The sequence below is a fragment of the Sulfuriferula nivalis genome, assembly GCF_009937995.1.
Lineage (GTDB): Bacteria > Pseudomonadota > Gammaproteobacteria > Burkholderiales > Sulfuriferulaceae > Sulfuriferula > Sulfuriferula nivalis.
Map to the genome: position 1 here is coordinate 23,780 of NZ_AP021881.1, position 19,256 is coordinate 43,035.

The window sequence follows — 19,256 nt, forward strand, 5'->3', positions numbered from 1 at the left end:
TGCAGAGTCATGTAGGGACTTTTGCACGCCTAAAAAAGGATAGATATGCTAGCCAGGAAAGTTGTAACAAGGAGCGGGCGCAAGATTCGCGGGTATTTTCCCAGCCGAAAAATGGGTCGTATGATCCAGTGGGAGTCGCTTCTAGAACGTGATGCAATACTGCTGCTGGAGTTTTCATCTGGCATTAAAAGCTTCCGGGAGCAGCCAGAAAGGGTGGTCTATTATGCTGGTCAAAAACAGCATGAGTATTATCCGGATTTTGAAATTACCCAAATTGGTGATTCGGTTATCCACCTTGAAGTAAAACCGTTAGCACAAATTAAAACTCGCAAGATTTCAGAAAAGTTCGCTCACATTGCGAATCACTACGATCACCTAGGGCGGCGCTTCTTGGTTTTGACCGATGATCGCATTCGGCGCCAACCGTTACTTAGCAACCTAAATCGGCTTCAATATTTTAACCGACCTGGTTACCAAGTTGAGAGTTTGAGCGATAAATATAAATTGCAGTTTGGTAAGGATATCCCTATCCCTCTTGCCGCGGTGATTGATGAATTGGGCGAGCCATGTGTGATGACGCTGCTTGCATACGGGATACTCAGCTGTAACTTGGAGCAAAAACTTGCCAGTTCGTCTCTGATTTCATGGGTCAAGGAGGATGGCGATGCGTCGATTCTCCTTTAAGAAGGGCCTAGTACTCTTTGACGCGCAGCGGCGCTGGGAGTTGGTTAGACGCCTAGTCACAGGAAAGCTGCAGTTACAGGATGAGTCAGGCGAGTTATTGAATCTTGATGAGGCTGAGCTCCTTAACCGCTGGCTGGAGGGGCTTTGGGTTATTGATCAGGATTCTTTGGGCATTGGGAATGACCTGCTTTACACAACGACGCCAAGGGATTTGGCTACTTTTCCGGAGCGCTGGCAGCAAATTGCGAGGAAGCGGCAAGCATACATCCAGGCGGTTAATCCGGAGCAAAATAAATATAACCCAGCGCGCTGGAGTGAGCTAATTAAAGCCCACGCACTAGTGGAACAAGATGACAATCCACCCTGCCCTTCATCCGTTTACTCGTGGTGGAAACGATTTCGGAACACCCGCTCTTTGGCCGATTTAGTTCCGTTTACGCGGTCAAACAAACCTCGACATGCGGATAGTCGGTTTGCAGTATTCGAACAGGCGGTATCTGAATTGTATCTGTCGCAGCAGCGCTTGCCAAAACTGGATGTGGTCAAACGCGTCCATGAAAAAGTTAGGCAACTGAACCAAGGCAAGCCCGAGACAGAAATAATTAAGGCGCCAACGAAATCAACAATTTATCGTTGGCTGAGTGATTTACAGCAGGATGTTGTCGATCGGGCAAGGTTAGGTGCTGAGGCCGCAAAAGTGAAGTACCGTATGGTGCTGGGATCATTGAATGTCACTTCTGTTCTTGAGCGAATCGAGATTGACCATACGCCCGTGGATTTAATCATAATCGACAAACTCACAGGGCTAAACTTGGGAAGGCCTTGGCTAACCATAGCAAAGGATCGCCACTGTCGCATAGTTTGGGGATACTACCTTTCATTTAATCCACCGTCGACACATTCAGTCTTGCAATGTCTTAAAAATGGAATGTTACCGAAAACAGCGCTGCTCGCAAAATATCCGGACATAGTAGGCGAATGGCCAGCCTGCGGAATTCCAGATCTGATTGCGGTCGACAACGGAATGGACCTGCATTCGGCTGGACTCGAAAAAACCTGTCAGGAACTGGGTATCCAGATTTTATATTGTCCGGCGAAAATACCTTGGTTTAAGGGAGCCGTGGAGCGACACTTTAAAACGATGGCTAATGACTTGATACATCGTATGCCCGGCACAACGTTTTCGAATGTTAAGGATAGAGGGGAGTATCCGGCAGAATCATTGGCTTGTATTGATTTCGATTTATTACATGAAGTCGTAGTCCAATGGATAGTCGACGTATTTAATGTATCACCTCATCGGGGAATCGGTACAACACCATTGCTAAAGTGGAAGGAAGGCGCATCAAAACGCCCCATTGAGTTGCCTGTCTTGCCGCAGCAATTGGACGTGATTACTGGAATACCAGCTGAGCGAGTACTCTTCCATTATGGCCTTGAGCTTGAAGGACTGCATTACAACAGCCGTCGCCTCCAAGAAATCCGACGTCGATCCGGTGACAACATACGCCTCCAGCTGAAGTTCTACGAGAACACTGTCGCGCACATTCAAGTGTTTGACCCGTACGCCAAAGAATACATCGAGGTACCTACGATTCAGGAAGCCTACAGCCAGGGCATATCACGCTCTGTGCACAGACTAGTTCGTGAATACGCTCGTAAAGAATTTGGTGAGAGTTTTTCTAGCGAACAGTTGCAACTGGCGAAGGAAAACATTCAACAAAAGATTGATCGTGCCGCTCGGGACAAAAAAATGGCTAATCGAAAGCAGGCGCAGCGCTTGAATATGACGGATAGCGACCCGCTGACTCCGTCTAAGGACATCATCAACCAACCTAGGAAAGGCAGCAAATCACCATTGAACGAGGTGCCACCCGAGCTCCCCGATGGGCTTAATGACGAATTGCCAAAATTTAAACCGTTGGAGAATCCAGATGAAACCAATTGATATTATTTCGACCTATCGTGGTGCTGAACAGAGTGGTACAGATGCATTGGGGTTTTCGCTTGCGGGCATTACATTTCAGCATGCTCGCTTCAAGTCGATTGTGCTGCAAATTGCTGAAAGACATCACCATTCCAGTATTCACGGCGTGAGTGATGGCTTACTTATCACGGGTTTTTCTGGTGTAGGGAAGAGTAAGATCCTGCGGCACTATCAGTCACTTTTTCCTCGGCGAGTGGAGCGCGGCGTGACCATTATTCCAGCGCTGTTTGCTGAAACGCAAAGCTCCCCAACCGTTAAAAGCTTGGCTCAAACAATCCTGGGGGCAATTGGGGATCCAACCGCACATCGGGGAACTGCTGCCGAGAAGACAGAGCGCATCTATAATTATTTTGCGCGGTGCGGCATTGAAATTTTGTTATTAGACGAGTTCCACCACTTTTACTACACCGCAACTGTTCAGCAGTATCGCGACATTACGGATTGGTTAAAAGGAATCATGAATAATCTGCGTTGCACTTTGGTATTGTGCGGTCTACCAGAAGCTAAAAATGTCGTCAGGAGTAATAGCCAGTTATGGCGACGGTTTTCATCGCAGATTGAGTTGTCACCATTTGCGATGGATGACGCAGAAGATTGGTTGGAGTTCCGTGGGCTTTTGCAAGCTTTTGGCGCACAAATTCCCGTACCCTTTGATGTGCCATTACACGAATCAAATATGGCGCGGCGAGTTTATATTGCGTCTGGTGGCCGGCTCGACTACGTAAAAAAGCTGTTGGAAGGCGCGATTTCTGTTGCTGTCCGTACTGATTTGCCTTCCATAGATTTGGCCGTATTGGCTGCGGGATTCAGGGAGCAAATTTGGTCTGATGTCCCAACCAGGCTTAATCCTTTTCACCCAGAATCACCGCTCAGGCCACTTAATCGAAGTGGAGAACCGTTCGAGCCAGATTCACATGCACAGATGATTGGTTCGCCGATCGCTCGGCGCTTAGGCGGTGTGCTGAGAAAAGCCAAGAGGGATAACGTATGAGTCCATTACTGATACGGCCTGAACCAGAAAACAATGAAGGACCGCGAGGATATTTACTCAGATTGGCTGAAGCTAACTACTTGCAGATGATCGATCTGGAAAAGTTGGGTGTTCTTTTTACTCTCGATTCGTTGCAATCTAATGGGCTGATGCCCAATTCAGCGCTTGATCCAGTTTTATATGATTACCTGACGCGATTGACTGATTTATGGAACCAAAAACCCCGAATTTGGAATTCACAGGCTGCTCGATTCTGTCCACACTGCCTGAAAAACGAGCCGGTTTGGCAAGTTGGGTGGGAGTTGTATTTCTACGATGCCTGTCCGGAGCATGGTGTCTGGTTAATTGATCGATGTAGTTCCTGTGGACAGAATATCAAGTGGGGTCGCGGAGCCCTTCTACGTTGCCAATGTGGTGCAGATTTGCGACAGGAAGTGCCAGTTGCTAGTAGTTCATCAGGTACGGCTTTGGTGAAAGTGCTGCAGAATATTCTGCATGACCGCCCAGATGAGGGAGCATTAATTCCTCTCCAAAAGCTGGATATTACTCAAATGCAACAGCTGACTCGATATATTGGTGCAGGTTTGCGCCCTGGGATGGGAATGCGGGCTCTTAAAATTCGGCATGCTGGAACGATGGCCATATCATGGACAATTACCTCGCATGCTGCGGAAGTATTTGCCAACTGGCCAGCAGCATTTCATGAATTGCTTAATCAATTTGAGAGGCAAGAATCTAGTCGCTCCTTAAAGTTCGTTATAGGGCAGGCATATCGATATCTTTATACGGTTTTGTCTGCACCACAGTTTGACCCTGTGCGGTTTGCATTTGAGGAGTGGTTACTCAGTTCATGGAAAGGTGGTGTCGCGCGACGTAACCGCCGGTTAGTTGAAACAATTATGCATCGTGCAGAATGGATTCCGGCAAAACTGGCCTGTAGCGAACTTGGGATTTCCATGAAGCGTATTCAGTTTTTAGTTCAGTCTGGGATGCTGGAAGGGCAAACGACTGTGTATCAATCGGGTCGGCGTTTTCTGACGGTTAAGAAAACTGGGCTGGATCAAGTTGCTTCATTCCTAAAAACGGGTATCAATCTTAAAACCGCTGCAAAACTGCTAGGATTTTCTAAGAAACGAATACGGGGAATCTTGCTACTGCTGTTCCCTAATGCATCTCGATCTGGCGGAGTATCAACGCCATGGTTTGTGCCGCTAGCTGATATCGACGCGGTGCTATCAATCCGAGAGAATTTACCTGTTGTTGCTCTTCCGGATGAGGGTTGCGTGTCTATTAATCATTTGCTTAGGTACTTTATCTGGACAGAGTCTGAAATGGTTGCACTTATTAAAGAGACCCAGCAGGGAAATATCAAAGCGGTTGGTGTGCAAGCAGATTTAGTTGGTGTTAATGGGGTGTTATACCGGGAAGCAGAAATCAGAGTATGGCGTGACCGGCATAAGCAAGGTCAGGGTTCTTGGCTGACCTTGGCCCAGGTGGCTGAAATTTTGATGATCCATAAAGAAGCTGCTAGTGACTTTATTCATCTTGGTTTTCTCCAGTCAGTGATGTTGCCGAGAATTTTGCCAGGTGGAGGGCATCGGATTTCTAGGGTTGATCTTGAGCATTTTCAGAAAGAGTACGTGACTAGCACAGAGATTGCCAGACGAGTGGAACAGCCTGCACGTAAAATCAGAGTTGCATTGGCCGGAAATGGTATTGCGCCAATTTCTGGTTCAAAAGTGGACTTTGGAAGACAGACGCTATATATTAGAAGCGCTGTTGAGGCGTTTCTAGACTCGTCTGATTTTCTGGATGACAATGTAGGGAAATCTAATTTGATGGGAAATTTGCAGGCTTTGAGTCCCAACGATGATTCGAAACCCCTTGATTTTTAACAACGCAATTTCAATCTAAAATGGGATCCTACAAATTGTGTAGGATCCCATCAGAGTTTAGATTTTTCCCATTCGTTTAGATTTTGTGGGAATTTTGGTGGTTTATCATTTTCGAGTGGCAGAAGTTCCTTAGACCACTTTATTTGTGGGTTTATTGCCTATGACGTACGATTTGTTGTTTCTTAACGAGTCAACACCCAAAGATACGCTCTTAAATCGCACGGTATGGCAATTTAAATATTGCTATACCGGTATAAAGGGTTTGAATCCTAACCATTGAACGCATTGCTTGTGAGTTTGGCTAGCCTCAAGGTTGACCAATTTCAGCAACGAAGAAGCGGCAATTACCCTATTCATTAGCCATGATACTGAATAGGGTAAGTTATACTTTAGAGAAAGTATGAAGCGGTGCTTTTATTATCAGCAAGTCTTCATCTTTGGTCAGAATGCTATCCCAAATGGGCCTTATTTTGTTAAGAAGACACCATAAGGTAATGTAGGGAAATCTGACAAAATGAGAAACGCTTGGCTAGAAATTTCTCATCATGATTTGAAAGTGTATGATTTCACGTTACCGATATCTAAACTCTGATGGGAACCTACAAGATGTTGTAGGTTGTAGTTTCCTAAAGTCGGCAGTTAGGCGAGTTATTTCGCTTAACTGCCGATTGTGATTTCTGGGAATAAAATCACTTATGCTTTATATGCATAAGTGATAATCACGTAAATTAACCGCAATACAGCCCAAGTGTAAAATATGCTCACTAATTTATTTGTTAAAACATTAAGCTGCATACAGGCGTGTGATGTTGATTATAAATTAGAGCAGGTAGCTTCTTTGCGTCGTGCGTGGCTGGCTGATGAAATCAGTTATGCGCATGACGCTACGCCTATTATCCTTATTCCAGACCCAGGCAGGCCATCCAAGCCCGAATTAATCTCGGCGTTACTGGTAGAAAAACGCAAATTATCTACGGTAGATGGTAGGGCCGCATTGATACATGCGCTCGCCCACATCGAATTTAATGCAATTAACTTGGCGTTGGATGCCATATATCGTTTTCGTGATTTACCGCGAGATTACTATGAAGACTGGTTACGAGTAGCAGCCGAAGAAGCATATCATTTTTCCTTATTGCGAGCGCATTTGCAAAGCCTGGGTTATGAATACGGTGATTTCAGCGCGCATAATGGGTTGTGGGACATGGCGGTACAGACAGCGCATGATCCACTGGTTCGTATGGCGCTGGTGCCGCGGGTGCTGGAAGCGCGAGGCTTAGATGCGCTGCCAGCTATCATGCATAAGTTGACATCCGTGGGTGCGGATGACGCAGCAGCAATATTGGCGATTATTCTGCGTGATGAAGTTGGGCATGTCGCAGTAGGCAACCGTTGGTATGCATACTTATGTGCTCAGCAAGGCGTGGAGCCAGTGGCAACATTCCGGCGGCTATTGCGTGAATATAATGCACCCAAGTTACGTAAACCCATCCATATTGAAGCACGTATTGCCGCAGGATTTACGCCAGAAGAAATGGATATGTTTGCAGAACTTGCTAACTAGCTGAATCTACAATATAATGCTCGGTTTCCCCCCTTGCCCTACCGCTTACGCACGGAGGGCTTTAACCAGAAGGAGTTTTGCATGCGTCATTATGAAATCGTGTTTATCGTACACCCTGATCAAAGCGAGCAAGTGCCTGCGATGATCGAGCGTTACCGCACCCAAGTTACTACACGCAATGGTCAAATCCATCGCTTGGAAGACTGGGGTCGTCGCCAAATGGCTTACCCAATTCAAAAAGTTCACAAAGCACACTATGTGTTAATGAACATTGAATGTGATCAAGAAACCCTGGATGAATTAGAGCACGGCTTTAAATTCAACGATGCGGTTTTGCGTCATCTGACTGTTCGTATGGATGAAGCTGTGACTGCACCTTCACCAATGATGAAAGATGAAAAATCACGTTCTTTGACTTCGAACACTGAAGCTGCTCCTGAAGCCGTAGAAGCTGCTTAATTTATTTGCAAGCTAATCAGGTTGAGTTCAGCGGCATACTTATCCAACGCGATGCATTACGTTACACGCCAGCAGGTTTGCCTTTAATTGAATGTAAGATTCTGCATGAATCACAGCAAATTGAAGCAAACATGGCAAGGCAGGTAAAAGTAGAGTTAGCAGCGTTAGCGGTAGGTGATATAGCTAAAAAATTGAGTCAATTAGAATTAGCGCAAACATTAAGCGTCTCTGGATTTCTCGCGCAAAAGAGTCAGAAAAGTTCACATATAGTGCTGCATATTTGCAGCTTAGAAAACATTTAGATAGGAGCGCATCATGCCTCGTCCAACTAATAGCAAGACCAATACCAAACGTCGGGAAGGTTCCCGTCAGTTGTTCAAACGTCGTAAGTTCTGCCGCTTTACCGTTGAAGGTATCGCTTGGGTAGATTACAAAGATGCTGAACTGTTAAAAGACTTTGTGGCTGAAAATGGCAAAATCATTCCTGCACGTATCACAGGAACAAAAACCCGTTTTCAACGTCAGTTGTCAACCGCTATCAAGCGTGCTCGCTTCCTCGCGTTGATGCCTTACACCGACTTGCACTAGGAGATTACCATGCAAATTATTCTTATGGAAAAAGTGGTTAACCTCGGTACTTTAGGTGATGTGGTTAAAGTTAAAGACGGTTACGCACGTAACTTCTTGATCCCTCAAGGTAAAGCTAAGCGTGCAACCGCTGCTAACCTGAAGCATTTTGAAGAGCGTCGTGCTGAATTAGAAAAAGCACAAGCAGCAACATTGGCAGCAGCTCAAGCGCGTGCAGCTAAATTAGTTGAGTACGTTTTAGTCGTATCGCAAAAAGCAGGTATGGATGGTCGTTTGTTTGGTTCTATCACCAACATCGATATTGCTGAAGGCTTGAATGCAGCTGGTATTGAAGTCGCTAAAGCAGAAATTCGTATGCCTAATGGCCCATTAAAGGCTATTGGTGATTTCCCAGTTAGCATTTCATTGCATACTGACGTAGTTGCTGAAATCACGGTTACTGTTCAAGGCGAACGTTAATCGTAGTTTACCGATCGGGATTTAATCCCGATTAGGCTACATAAACAAAAAGGACGGTTTAACCGTCCTTTTTGTTGTCCGCTCGTTTTTTTGCGCGCGGATGAGCTTGATCGTAAGTCATAGCCAAGTGTTGAAAATCGAGTTGCGTGTATATCTGCGTCGTACTGATGCTGGCATGGCCGAGCAATTCTTGCACCGCACGTAAATCCCCAGACGATTGTAATAAGTGCGAAGCAAAAGCATGGCGCAAGACATGCGGGTGTACATTCGCATTCACCCCGGCTATAGCAGCACGTCGTTTCAAACGTAATGCAATTGCACGCTGGCTGAGATGCGTGTTGTTGCGTCCAGGAAAGACAGCATCCGTTTGCGAAGGACGTTGTTCTAGCCATGTTTGCAAAGCAATAAGCGCAACCTCGCCTATCGGCACAATACGCGCTTTGTTGCCCTTCCCGACTATGTGAATTTCGGCTTGTGCAATGTCCAGTTGGCTCATGCGTAAACTGGCGAGTTCGGTCAGTCGCAAACCGGATGAATAAAACAGCTCGAACATTGCACTGTCGCGTACGTCCAGCGCATCATCGGTATGCGTTTCCAGTAGTTGTTGGGTTTGCTCTACTGACAGACTGTGCGGCAAAGCGCGGCGATGCTTGGGTGCGCGTAAGCCATCACAAGGATTATTGCTATAACCGTGACGTAAGTTGAGATAGCGATAAAAACCGCGCCATGAAGATAAGATACGCGCCAGGCTTTTGCCAGATAGCCCTTGTGCGTGCAGACGCGCAACGATACGACGTATATCATGCGCCAGTGCCTGTTCCAGCGTTGTGGAATTAAGATGTAGTAATAAAAGTTTGATGTCACGCTGGTAGTTGTCCAGCGTAAGCGCAGCTAATCCACGTTCAGCACCGATATAATCGAGATACGCGGCTAGCAGCTGATCGTTCATGTCATGCGTTGCACACCTGATGCAATTAACTCGCCCAGACGTTGCAAGTACAAAGTCCCCATTTGCGGGTAAAAACGTTGCGCATCTTCAGATGCAAGTACAAGCACACCTAAGGTCTCATTATGTTTTAATGGGACTGCGGCATAGGAACGCAGCATCGTCGTATCACCAAGCCATGACAGCGCCTCCTCGTGCAGATATGCGCCACATTGAGGGTGGGGCATGTTGTTCACCCAACTAATCAGGTCTTCTGAGCAAGGTGAAAATTCAGCACCCGATCCAGCACCATTCCAAATTCGGATACACGCATGCGGGATGTCGAAAGCTTCACGTAAATTTAAATACAGTGCATGAATAAGTGTATCTAGCTCGCGAGCCGCTATGGTGGCGGTAGCTACATGATGCATTTTTTGAGAAATGACATCGTTTTCTTCACCGAATTGTATTAACTCAGCCAGTTTGTTTTCAAGTAATGATACTTTATCGCGCAAATTCAGGATCTGACGTTCAGCGATAGGTATCGCGCGTCCATCGTGAGGGTGATTAAAACGAATATCCGTTAATAAATGCGGGTACTGGTCAAAGAACTCCGGATGAGCGGCGAGATAACGGGCAATTTCTTCAGTTTTCATAACGAGATTTCGGCTTCAAAAACATTAACAGTAGGGCCAGTCAGCCAAACGGGCGTATTACCACCACCCCATGAAATAGTCAGCGTACCACCATGGGTGCTGACTTCAACTTGCTGATCCAATAAACCTAAGCTTATTCCTGCAACGACTGCCGCACAAGCACCTGTGCCACAGGCGAGGGTTTCACCTGCACCGCGTTCGAATACACGTAAACGGATATGGCTACGGTCAACGATCTGCATAAATCCAGCATTGACTCGATTGGGGAAGCGCGGGTGTATTTCGATAAGCGCACCGCTAGTGGTGACAGGTGCGGTATCAACATCATCAACCAGCAACACTGCATGCGGGTTACCCATGGAAAGTGCACAGATAGTCAGATCTTTACCGGCAACATCAAGCGTATAAGTGAGCGCACGCTCTGTCGCTACAAATGGAATGTCAACGGGTTCAAAACGTGGTGCGCCCATGTTGACGGTAACACGACCATCATTTTCCAGTTTGGGCACGATGATGCCGGACGCCGTTTCGACGCGAATTTCGTGCTGCTGTGTCAGGCTATGGTCATGCACAAAACGTACAAAACAACGGGCACCGTTGCCACATTGTTCAACTTCGCTACCATCAGCATTAAAAATACGATAGCGAAAATCGGCATCATCACGTGTAGGGCGTTCAACCAGCAACAACTGATCACAACCTACGCCCATGTGTCTGTCGGCAATATGGCGAATTTGCTCGGCGCTGAGATTCACGGTCTGGTTGATTGCATCAATGACAACAAAATCATTGCCGGCACCATGCATTTTGGTAAATTTAATATTCATTATTTATACACACTAGTTTCACCTAAAGGGCGTGTTTTGAAACGTTTATGTAACCAGAAGTACTGCTCTGGCATTTCGAGTACACGCTCTTCAATAAAAGCATTCATGCGGGTAATATCGGCCAGCATATTATCGCTAGGGAAATTATCCCAGGCAGGATAAAACTTTAGCACATAGCCTAGTCCGTTTGGTAATTGGCGAGTGACTGCAGGCAATATATTCGCGTGAGAGACTTTTGCCAGGCGCGGCAGCGCATTAATAGTTGCAGCGGGAACGCCAAAGAATGGGGCGAATTCAGCATCTTTTGCACCAAAGTCCTGATCGGGCAGGTAATACAATGCTGCGCCACGCTTGATTTCCCGGATAAGTGGGCGCACACCTTCGTGGCGTGAGATCAGTGTATGTTCGCCAAACCTGTGACGAGCTTTCAGCATCAATGCATCAAACAGAGGATTCTTCAGCCGGCTATACATAGACACCAATTTGTAATGCTTAAGTAGTAGTGGCACGCCACCCATATCTAAACCTACAAAATGGGGTGCTAGCAAAATTACTGGTTCATTCTGTATCGCTTCAAAATGTTCCCATCCTTCAACTTGCACTAATTTTCCTGCGCGTTGATGGCTGGACCAGAACAAAATGCCATGTTCCAGTGCTGCACGACTCAGGACTTGGAAGTGCCGATGCAAGACTTGATTACGTTGCTTTTCAGACCATGCAGGAAAACATAAGGCCAGATTTTTCTCACCAATACGGCGGCGTTTACCCGCCAGATAATAAATGACATAGCCTATGCCCTCCCCCACTCGTCCAAGTACAGATGAGGGTAATAAATGGAGCAGCCATAGCAAGCCGATACCCAGTCGCGTCATAAGTTGCGAAAAGATAGCGGATATCTGCTTGGAAAGTTCTTTGAATAACAATTGGAGAATGCCAATTATGCGTCTGGTGGCGGTTCAACACCACCCGGACGTTTGTAACGGTTATAACTCCATAAATATTGTGTAGGGTATTTACGGATAAGCTGTTCCAGCGCCACATTGAGTGCGATGCTTGCCGCCTGTTTGTCGCCACTCATATCGGCATCTAAGGGCTCGATATGAATAACATAGCCTTGGCCATTGGGCAGTCGTTCACCAAACATCAGCAAGGGTACTGCGCCCGTGGATTGATGTAAGCGTGCAACCAAGGTAGGTGTATAAGCAGGTCGACCAAAGAAATTGGCCCATACACCTTCTCCTCGGCTTGCAACCTGATCCGGTAGCACACCAACCGCCTCACCTTTTTTCAGCGCAGTCAGCAATGCCCGTACACCTTTGACATCAGTGGTGGCAAGGCTAATTTGACCCCGTGCGCGCCCTGCACGCATCATATTCTCTGCCCAAGCTTGTCTTGGCGGTTTATACATGACCGTCATTGGTCGTCGAGCAGCGTAGTAAAGACTCACTATTTCAAAACAGCCCAGATGCGGAGTCATTGCCAGAATACCTTTGCCCGATTGGGCAGCGGCCTCTACATGCTCCCAGCCATGACATGCTTGTACCAATTTCAAAACATCCTGATAAGGACGTAACCAGATAGGCAAAATTTCAGCTGCCCCTCTGCCAATTTCACGCGCTGTCTGTTGTAGTAATCGCTGATAATCTGCGTCATCACTGGCAATCTGACTTTGTGCGAGGTTCTGCTGAATTTTAGCGGCATAGCGTTTGTCGCTGCGATAAGTCAGCCAGCCACCAAAAGCGCCTATGCCATGCCAGAATCGCAGAGGTAACTTTGCCAATAATCGAAGAATAAATAAACGCATGCAGTCAGGAGTGAGCAAACAGTAGCCGCTATTTTAACTCAAGCGTAGTAAATACAAGGGGTAAACATCAAAATTCCAGCAGATATATACACAGATGGAATTGTTAGCTAGAATACGCGCTTGGTTTGAGGAGCGTTGCGACGGGGAAACCCTGCCAGGCTCAAACCGTTCATATAGCAACGACGCTCACGTCTTACTTTTTGGTCATTTAACTACAGAAAGGCGTGTGTGCCATGCAAGATTACATTTTCACCTCAGAATCCGTTTCCGAAGGTCATCCCGACAAAGTCGCTGACCAAATCTCCGATGCAGTCCTCGATGCTATCCTTACCCAGGATCCACACGCGCGTGTTGCTTGTGAAACGCTGGTCACCACCGGCTTAGTCGTTATCGCGGGTGAAATTACTACCCACGCGATGATAGATTACAACCAGATCGCTCGCCAAACAGTGAAGCGTATTGGTTACGATAGCTCTGATATCGGCTTCGATTACAATACCTGCTCTGTGCTTACCACTTTTGGCAAACAGTCAGCTGACATTGCGCAAGGCGTGAATGAAGGTCAGGGCCTGGATCTGGATCAGGGTGCTGGCGATCAAGGCTTGATGTTCGGATATGCCTGCGATGAAACCCCATCGTTAATGCCTATGCCAATTTATCTTGCGCATCGTTTAGTCGAACGTCAGGCTGAATTGCGTAAAGATGGCCGTTTGCCATGGTTGCGTCCAGATGCAAAATCACAAGTATCCATTCGTTATGTTGATGGCAAGCCGCAGCATGTTGATACCGTTGTGCTTTCTACCCAGCATCATCCTGATGTTTCCCACGCGCAAATTCAGGAAGCTGTGATTGAAGAAATCATCAAGCCAGTGATTCCAGCGGATATGCTCAAAACCGACGTGCGCTATCTGGTTAACCCGACTGGCCGTTTCGTTATCGGCGGCCCTATGGGTGACGCGGGTCTGACCGGTCGTAAAATCATAGTGGATACCTATGGTGGTGCTGCGCCTCACGGCGGTGGTGCTTTCTCTGGTAAGGATCCTACTAAAGTCGATCGTTCTGCTGCTTACGCAGGTCGTTATGTTGCGAAAAATATTGTTGCTGCAGGCTTGGCAACCAAATGTCTGGTGCAGGTTGCTTACGCAATTGGTGTGGCTCGCCCAGTCTCATTAATGGTTAATACTTTCGGCACAGGTAAAATCAGTGACGAACGTATTGGCGAATTAGTTGCAGCGCATTTCGATTTGCGTCCTAAGGCCATTATTCAAACATTGAATTTACTGCGCCCTATCTACACTCGCACAGCAAGTTACGGCCACTTCGGCCGCGATGAGCCAGAATTTACATGGGAAGCCACTGATAAAGCAGAAGAATTGAAATCTGCTGCTGGTCTGTAACCCATTTAGTTAACCTATTGAAAGGAGACCGGTATGAATGCCGTTACCTCAACTTGTAATACCACTGATTATGTAATTGCCGATATGTCGCTTGCTTCATGGGGACGTAAGGAACTGAACATTGCTGAAATCGAAATGCCAGGCTTGATGGCAATTCGTGAAGAATTCGCTGCGACCAAACCACTTAAAGGCGCTCGCATCACCGGTAGCTTGCACATGACCATCCAGACCGGCGTGCTGATAGAAACTCTGCAAGCACTCGGCGCTGAAGTGCGTTGGGCTTCATGCAACATTTTCTCTACCCAAGATCACGCTGCTGCTGCGATTGCTGCGACAGGTACACCGGTATTTGCAGTCAAGGGCGAGTCACTGGTTGATTACTGGGATTACACCCACCGTATTTTTGAATGGACGGATGGTGGCTATTCCAACATGATCCTCGATGATGGTGGCGATGCGACTTTATTGCTACATCTGGGTGCTCGTGCAGAAACTGACATCAGCGTGCTGGCACACCCAACCAGCGAAGAAGAGCGTGTACTTTACGCAGCGATTAAAGCCAAATTGGCTGTTGCACCGACCTGGTATTCAGTACGTCTTGCGCACATCAAAGGCGTAACCGAAGAAACCACCACCGGCGTACATCGTTTATATCAAATGCACGAACGCGGCGAATTGAAATTCCCGGCGATTAACGTTAATGATTCTGTTACTAAATCTAAATTCGACAACCTGTATGGCTGCCGTGAATCTTTGGTTGACGGTATCAAACGTGCAACTGACGTGATGGTGGCGGGTAAGATTGCTGTAGTTGCCGGTTATGGCGACGTGGGTAAAGGCTCAGCTCAAGCATTGCGTGCGTTGTCTGCACAAGTGTGGATTACTGAAATCGATCCTATCTGCGCACTGCAGGCAGCGATGGAGGGTTACCGTGTTGTGACTATGGATTACGCTTGCGATAAAGCGGATATCTTTGTTACCGCGACAGGTAACTACCATGTCATTACTCATGACCACATGGCGAAAATGAAAAATCAGGCTATCGTCTGCAATATCGGCCACTTTGACAATGAAATCGACGTTGCCGGCGTGGAAAAATACCAATGGGAAGAAATCAAGCCACAGGTTGACCATATCATTTTCCCGGACGGCAAGCGTATCATCATGCTGGCCAAGGGTCGTTTGGTAAACCTGGGTTGTGGTACAGGTCATCCATCGTATGTCATGAGTTCTTCATTTGCTAACCAGACTATCGCACAGATAGAATTGTTTAGTCGTACAGCAGATTATCCAGTGGGCGTTTATACCCTGCCTAAACATCTGGATGAAAAAGTTGCGCGTTTGCAATTGAAAACATTGAATGCAGTGTTGACCGAGTTGTCGGACCAACAAGCAGCTTACATCGGTGTGGAAAAAACAGGTCCGTACAAAGCAAATCACTACCGTTATTAAGCTAATCTAAGGGAATATTGTCATGACTGCACGCACGTTTAGTTTCGAGTTCTTTCCGCCCAAGACTCCTGAAGGCATGGACAAGCTGCGCGACGTGCGTAGCCAATTGGCAACGTTGCATCCCAAGTTTTTTTCTGTGACATTTGGCGCGGGTGGCTCCACCCGTGACCACTCTCTGGCAACAGTGCTGGATATTCAGCATGCGGGGCTAGAAGCCGCACCGCATCTGTCATGCATAGGCTCCACCCGCGACAATATCCGTGCGATATTGGGCGAATATCAAAGTAACAACATCCGCCATATCGTTGCCCTGCGCGGCGATTTGCCTTCGGGCATGGCCAGTGCTGGCGAGTTTCGCTATGCCAATGAATTAGTAGAATTTATCCGCAATGAAACAGGTGACTGGTTTAATATTGAAGTTGCCGCTTATCCAGAAGTCCATCCACAAGCTAAAAGTGCGCAGGATGACTTGATGAGCTTCAAGCGCAAAATGGACGCAGGCGCGAATGCTGCGATTACCCAGTACTTCTTTAATGCTGACGCCTATTTTGCCTTTGTTGACGACTGCGCCAAGCTGGGTATTACAGCACCTATCGTGCCAGGCATCATGCCTATCGGCAATTTCTCCCAGCTCGCGCGTTTCTCTGATGCCTGTGGCGCAGAAATCCCACGCTGGATGCGTAAAAAACTGGAAGCTTACAATGACGATATCGATTCCATCCGTGCTTACGGACTGGATGTTGTGACTGCGTTATGTGAGCGACTGCTCGCTAACAATGCGCCAGGCTTGCATTTCTACACCATGAATCAATCTGCAGCTACGATGGAGATATGGCGTAGATTAGGGTTGTGAGTTAGTTGGGAGATGGCCTCCCAACTTGGTTTAATCTTCACCCAGCGAGTCTACACCGTTCTCGGTTGTACCCAAAGTCGTCACTGTCTCGCTTGCTAAGGCTAACATCGCTGCACGGCTCTTGGGTGTTTCCAGGCTGATACGCCCTAAAGTACCCAGGCGATAGTCTTGTAATAACGTCATGCACGCTTTTTCAAAATCCACTGCCCCGCCCTTGAGTCGATAACCTCGTTTGGCGGCGATGGCTTCGATGACCGCTACGGCATCCTTGTCAGCTGTATCAAATCCATAACGCAGCTTAATAAGCGGCGCGTAGCTCTGCAACAGGTTTTCCGCTAAAAAGGTGGCAACCTCTTCATCAATCACGGCATTACGTCCTATCGCGTGACTGGCGGCTAGCATCAGGCCGTCACTCTGGTGTGCGATGCGTGGCCACATCATGCCAGGGGTGTCGATCAGTATCATGTGATCGTTCAACTCTAATTTTTGCTGGCTTTTGGTTACCGCTGGCTCATCACCTACTTTAGCAACACGGCGTTTGAGCAGTGCATTCATCAGTGTAGATTTGCCGACGTTGGGGATGCCCATGATCATCATGCGTAAAGGTTTGAGTGTCGTGCCGCGATGTGAGGCTAGGGTCAGACACATGGCGGGAATGCGGGCGACATCGGCAGGTTTTTTACACGACAGCGCAACGGCTTTCACGCCCTTTTGCTTGTTGTAGTATTCCAGCCAGGCTTTGGTGGTGGCGGGGTCAGCCAAGTCTGCCTTGTTTAAGATCTTCAAACACGGGCGTTGGCGGAATACGCGCAGCTCTTCTATCATCGGATTGCTGCTGGCTTCGGGCAGCCGCGCATCCAGCACTTCGATAACGATATCGGTTAATGCCATGGTTTCGGCCGCTTTTTTGCGCGCCGAGGTCATGTGTCCGGGAAACCACTGTATCGCCATGTTGTTATCTGCTTTAATTCAAACGACTATTTTACATGAAAGCTACCAAGAAAATCATTTGGTTAGCATCACCAGCGGCGGTAAAATAGCACTTTGTTGTTCACTTCGCTGTCCACTATGCTGCGTATTACCGAAATTAAACTGCCTTTAGATCATCCAGAATCCGCCTTGTCTGCGGCAATTTGTCAGCGTTTGAAAATCACGGCTGATAAATTAGTGAGTTATACCGTATTCAGACGTGGTCAGGATGCGCGTAAACGGCCGTTGATTCTGTTTGTTTATACCGTCGATGTGGCAGTGCAAAATGAAGCGGCGGTATTAGCTAAACTGAAGCAGGACAAGCATATCAGCATCGCGCCAGACATAGGCTATCATCAGGTTGCCAGCGCACCTGCGAATTTGGCGCACCGTCCTGTGGTTATCGGTTTTGGCCCCGCAGGCATATTTGCTGCGCTGATACTGGCGCAAATGGGTTTTCGCCCGATTGTGCTTGAGCGCGGTAAAGCAGTACGTGAACGCACGCAGGATACTTGGGGCTTGTGGCGCAAACGTAAATTGAACCCCGAGTCCAATGTGCAGTTTGGTGAAGGTGGTGCGGGTACGTTCTCGGACGGCAAGCTCTACAGCCAGATTAAAGATCCTAAGCATTACGGGCGTAAAGTCATAGACGAGTTCATCATCGCAGGTGCGCCGCCGGAGATCGCCTATGTCAGCAAGCCGCATATCGGCACGTTCCGTCTGGTTGGCATGGTGGAAAAAATGCGTGCGACTATCGAATCTTTGGGCGGCGAGATTCGTTTTCAGCAACGTGTCGTTGATATTGTCCGTGAGGGTGATGCAATACAGGGCGTAGTGCTGGCAGATGGCGAACGTGTCATGAGCAATCACATCGTGCTGGCTATCGGACACAGCGCGCGTGATACCTTTAAGATGTTGAATGAGCGTGGCGTATATATCGAGGCCAAGCCATTTGCCATCGGTTTGCGCATAGAGCATCCGCAACACCTTATCGATCAATGTCGCTTTGGCGACAGCGCAGGTCACCCGGAATTGGGCGCGGCAGATTACAAATTGGTTCACCACGCCAGCAATGGGCGTGCGGTGTATAGCTTCTGCATGTGCCCGGGCGGTACAGTGGTCGCGGCGGCATCGGAAGAAGGCTATGTGGTTACTAATGGCATGAGTCAGTATTCACGTAACGAGCGTAACGCCAACAGTGGCATGGTGGTGAATATCAACCCGGAAGATTGCGGCGAGCACCCATTGGCGGGCATGGAATTCCAGCGCCAGTGGGAACGTAGGGCGTTTGAGCTGGGTGGTAGCAACTACAACGCCCCTGCGCAGTTAGTCGGTGACTTCCTGGCGCAACGTCCATCCACACAACTCGGCGAGGTTGTGCCATCTTATACGCCGGGCGTAACTATGTGTGATCTGGCTACCGCCCTGCCTGACTATATCATTACTGCTATGCGTGAAGCGCTGCCCGCATTCGATAAACAGATACGCGGCTTCGCCATGCATGATGCGGTGCTCACCGGTGTAGAAACACGCACCTCCTCGCCTATCCGCATTAAACGCGGTGACGATTATCAAAGCCTGAATACGCGTGGCTTATATCCCACAGGCGAAGGTGCCGGTTATGCAGGTGGTATCTTATCGGCGGCGATAGATGGTATTAAAGTGGCGGAGGCGTTGGCGTTGGATATGGTGTCGTAGGCTGCATTGAGCTTGCCCATCGCCAATGAGCGGTAGTTAAACGCAACT

The 19,256-nt window shown here is 47.8% G+C and carries 19 protein-coding genes and 1 riboswitch; of the genes, 13 read left to right on the forward strand and 6 right to left on the reverse strand.

Annotated features, from left to right (window positions below; genetic code table 11):
- The first annotated feature begins 111 nt into the window (after positions 1 to 111).
- The 9 genes from SFSGTM_RS00105 (at position 112) to rplI (ending at position 8,627) form a co-directional block, all read left to right on the forward strand.
- Complete coding sequence (locus tag SFSGTM_RS00105) at positions 112 to 684, forward strand: TnsA endonuclease N-terminal domain-containing protein (RefSeq protein ID WP_162083378.1); 573 nt, start codon at positions 112 to 114, stop codon at positions 682 to 684.
- Positions 659 to 2,632 carry a TnsB C-terminal domain-containing protein gene (locus tag SFSGTM_RS00110; RefSeq protein WP_162083379.1) on the forward strand — a complete coding sequence of 658 codons (1,974 nt, stop codon included), beginning with the start codon at positions 659 to 661 and terminating at the stop codon, positions 2,630 to 2,632. Before SFSGTM_RS00105 ends, SFSGTM_RS00110 begins: the two co-directional genes overlap by 26 nt.
- Positions 2,619 to 3,662: a TniB family NTP-binding protein gene (locus SFSGTM_RS00115; protein WP_162083380.1), complete on the forward strand. Its 1,044-nt coding sequence runs from the start codon at positions 2,619 to 2,621 to the stop codon at positions 3,660 to 3,662. Before SFSGTM_RS00110 ends, SFSGTM_RS00115 begins: the two co-directional genes overlap by 14 nt.
- Entirely contained in the window at positions 3,659 to 5,557 is a 1,899-nt protein-coding gene (locus SFSGTM_RS00120; protein WP_162083381.1) for a TniQ family protein, read from the forward strand. Before SFSGTM_RS00115 ends, SFSGTM_RS00120 begins: the two co-directional genes overlap by 4 nt.
- Before the next feature lie 757 nt (positions 5,558 to 6,314).
- Positions 6,315 to 7,121, forward strand: a complete 807-nt coding sequence (locus SFSGTM_RS00125) for a ferritin-like domain-containing protein (protein ID WP_162083382.1) — start codon at positions 6,315 to 6,317, stop codon at positions 7,119 to 7,121.
- Positions 7,122 to 7,202: 81 nt separating this feature from the next.
- On the forward strand, positions 7,203 to 7,580 hold the full coding sequence (rpsF, locus tag SFSGTM_RS00130) for a 30S ribosomal protein S6 (RefSeq protein WP_162083383.1): 378 nt from the start codon (positions 7,203 to 7,205) through the stop codon (positions 7,578 to 7,580).
- A gap of 5 nt (positions 7,581 to 7,585) precedes the next feature.
- Entirely contained in the window at positions 7,586 to 7,882 is a 297-nt protein-coding gene (gene priB, locus SFSGTM_RS00135; RefSeq protein WP_162083384.1) for a primosomal replication protein N, read from the forward strand.
- 13 nt (positions 7,883 to 7,895) lie between these two features.
- Entirely contained in the window at positions 7,896 to 8,168 is a 273-nt protein-coding gene (rpsR, locus tag SFSGTM_RS00140) for a 30S ribosomal protein S18 (protein WP_162083385.1), read from the forward strand.
- 9 nt (positions 8,169 to 8,177) lie between these two features.
- Entirely contained in the window at positions 8,178 to 8,627 is a 450-nt protein-coding gene (rplI, locus tag SFSGTM_RS00145) for a 50S ribosomal protein L9 (RefSeq protein WP_162083386.1), read from the forward strand.
- Between the two features lie 58 nt (positions 8,628 to 8,685).
- On the opposite strand, the gene SFSGTM_RS00150 is transcribed toward rplI, so the two are convergent.
- From SFSGTM_RS00150 to SFSGTM_RS00170, 5 genes are read right to left on the reverse strand one after another with little or no spacing between them, the layout of a single operon-like run.
- A complete protein-coding gene (locus tag SFSGTM_RS00150) occupies positions 8,686 to 9,576 on the reverse strand; it encodes a tyrosine recombinase XerC (protein ID WP_162083387.1) in 891 nt (296 codons plus the stop codon).
- Positions 9,573 to 10,208, reverse strand: a complete 636-nt coding sequence (locus tag SFSGTM_RS00155) for a DUF484 family protein (protein ID WP_162083388.1) — start codon at positions 10,206 to 10,208, stop codon at positions 9,573 to 9,575. The genes SFSGTM_RS00150 and SFSGTM_RS00155 overlap by 4 nt, the downstream gene beginning before the upstream one ends.
- Entirely contained in the window at positions 10,205 to 11,035 is an 831-nt protein-coding gene (gene dapF / locus SFSGTM_RS00160) for a diaminopimelate epimerase (RefSeq protein WP_162083389.1), read from the reverse strand. Before dapF ends, SFSGTM_RS00155 begins: the two co-directional genes overlap by 4 nt.
- Positions 11,035 to 11,958, reverse strand: a complete 924-nt coding sequence (locus SFSGTM_RS00165) for a lysophospholipid acyltransferase family protein (RefSeq protein ID WP_232526006.1) — start codon at positions 11,956 to 11,958, stop codon at positions 11,035 to 11,037. The genes dapF and SFSGTM_RS00165 overlap by 1 nt, the downstream gene beginning before the upstream one ends.
- A gap of 14 nt (positions 11,959 to 11,972) precedes the next feature.
- Positions 11,973 to 12,839: a lysophospholipid acyltransferase family protein gene (locus SFSGTM_RS00170; protein WP_162083390.1), complete on the reverse strand. Its 867-nt coding sequence runs from the start codon at positions 12,837 to 12,839 to the stop codon at positions 11,973 to 11,975.
- 121 nt (positions 12,840 to 12,960) lie between these two features.
- A riboswitch (S-adenosyl-L-homocysteine riboswitch) is annotated at positions 12,961 to 13,034 on the forward strand.
- Between the two features lie 38 nt (positions 13,035 to 13,072).
- Here SFSGTM_RS00170 and metK point away from each other — a divergent pair.
- The 3 genes from metK to metF are packed head-to-tail and all read left to right on the forward strand — an operon-like array spanning position 13,073 to position 16,541.
- Positions 13,073 to 14,236 carry a methionine adenosyltransferase gene (gene metK, locus SFSGTM_RS00175; RefSeq protein WP_162083391.1) on the forward strand — a complete coding sequence of 388 codons (1,164 nt, stop codon included), beginning with the start codon at positions 13,073 to 13,075 and terminating at the stop codon, positions 14,234 to 14,236.
- A gap of 33 nt (positions 14,237 to 14,269) precedes the next feature.
- On the forward strand, positions 14,270 to 15,688 hold the full coding sequence (gene ahcY, locus SFSGTM_RS00180) for an adenosylhomocysteinase (protein WP_162083392.1): 1,419 nt from the start codon (positions 14,270 to 14,272) through the stop codon (positions 15,686 to 15,688).
- 22 nt (positions 15,689 to 15,710) lie between these two features.
- On the forward strand, positions 15,711 to 16,541 hold the full coding sequence (metF, locus tag SFSGTM_RS00185) for a methylenetetrahydrofolate reductase [NAD(P)H] (protein ID WP_162083393.1): 831 nt from the start codon (positions 15,711 to 15,713) through the stop codon (positions 16,539 to 16,541).
- Positions 16,542 to 16,571: 30 nt separating this feature from the next.
- Here the strand turns inward: metF and ylqF are convergent, their stop codons facing one another.
- Positions 16,572 to 17,492, reverse strand: a complete 921-nt coding sequence (ylqF, locus tag SFSGTM_RS00190) for a ribosome biogenesis GTPase YlqF (RefSeq protein ID WP_162083394.1) — start codon at positions 17,490 to 17,492, stop codon at positions 16,572 to 16,574.
- 117 nt (positions 17,493 to 17,609) lie between these two features.
- Here ylqF and SFSGTM_RS00195 point away from each other — a divergent pair, with 117 nt between their 5' ends.
- Positions 17,610 to 19,208, forward strand: coding sequence for an NAD(P)/FAD-dependent oxidoreductase (locus SFSGTM_RS00195; protein WP_162083395.1), 1,599 nt, complete (start codon positions 17,610 to 17,612; stop codon positions 19,206 to 19,208).
- Positions 19,209 to 19,256: the final 48 nt, after the last annotated feature.

Excerpts from the sequence above, each read along its gene's own strand:
- SFSGTM_RS00105 (WP_162083378.1), top strand. The coding sequence starts at position 112 with ATGGGTCGTATGATCCAGTGGGAGTCGCTTCTAGAACGTGATGCAATA.
- SFSGTM_RS00110 (WP_162083379.1), top strand. The coding sequence starts at position 659 with ATGGCGATGCGTCGATTCTCCTTTAAGAAGGGCCTAGTACTCTTTGAC.
- SFSGTM_RS00115 (WP_162083380.1), top strand. The coding sequence starts at position 2,619 with ATGAAACCAATTGATATTATTTCGACCTATCGTGGTGCTGAACAGAGT.
- SFSGTM_RS00120 (WP_162083381.1), top strand. The coding sequence starts at position 3,659 with ATGAGTCCATTACTGATACGGCCTGAACCAGAAAACAATGAAGGACCG.
- SFSGTM_RS00125 (WP_162083382.1), top strand. The coding sequence starts at position 6,315 with ATGCTCACTAATTTATTTGTTAAAACATTAAGCTGCATACAGGCGTGT.
- rpsF (WP_162083383.1), top strand. The coding sequence starts at position 7,203 with ATGCGTCATTATGAAATCGTGTTTATCGTACACCCTGATCAAAGCGAG.
- rpsR (WP_162083385.1), top strand. The coding sequence starts at position 7,896 with ATGCCTCGTCCAACTAATAGCAAGACCAATACCAAACGTCGGGAAGGT.
- rplI (WP_162083386.1), top strand. The coding sequence starts at position 8,178 with ATGCAAATTATTCTTATGGAAAAAGTGGTTAACCTCGGTACTTTAGGT.
- SFSGTM_RS00150 (WP_162083387.1), bottom strand. The coding sequence starts at position 9,576 with ATGAACGATCAGCTGCTAGCCGCGTATCTCGATTATATCGGTGCTGAA.
- SFSGTM_RS00155 (WP_162083388.1), bottom strand. The coding sequence starts at position 10,208 with ATGAAAACTGAAGAAATTGCCCGTTATCTCGCCGCTCATCCGGAGTTC.
- dapF (WP_162083389.1), bottom strand. The coding sequence starts at position 11,035 with ATGAATATTAAATTTACCAAAATGCATGGTGCCGGCAATGATTTTGTT.
- SFSGTM_RS00170 (WP_162083390.1), bottom strand. The coding sequence starts at position 12,839 with ATGCGTTTATTTATTCTTCGATTATTGGCAAAGTTACCTCTGCGATTC.
- metK (WP_162083391.1), top strand. The coding sequence starts at position 13,073 with ATGCAAGATTACATTTTCACCTCAGAATCCGTTTCCGAAGGTCATCCC.
- ahcY (WP_162083392.1), top strand. The coding sequence starts at position 14,270 with ATGAATGCCGTTACCTCAACTTGTAATACCACTGATTATGTAATTGCC.
- metF (WP_162083393.1), top strand. The coding sequence starts at position 15,711 with ATGACTGCACGCACGTTTAGTTTCGAGTTCTTTCCGCCCAAGACTCCT.
- ylqF (WP_162083394.1), bottom strand. The coding sequence starts at position 17,492 with ATGGCGATACAGTGGTTTCCCGGACACATGACCTCGGCGCGCAAAAAA.
- SFSGTM_RS00195 (WP_162083395.1), top strand. The coding sequence starts at position 17,610 with ATGCTGCGTATTACCGAAATTAAACTGCCTTTAGATCATCCAGAATCC.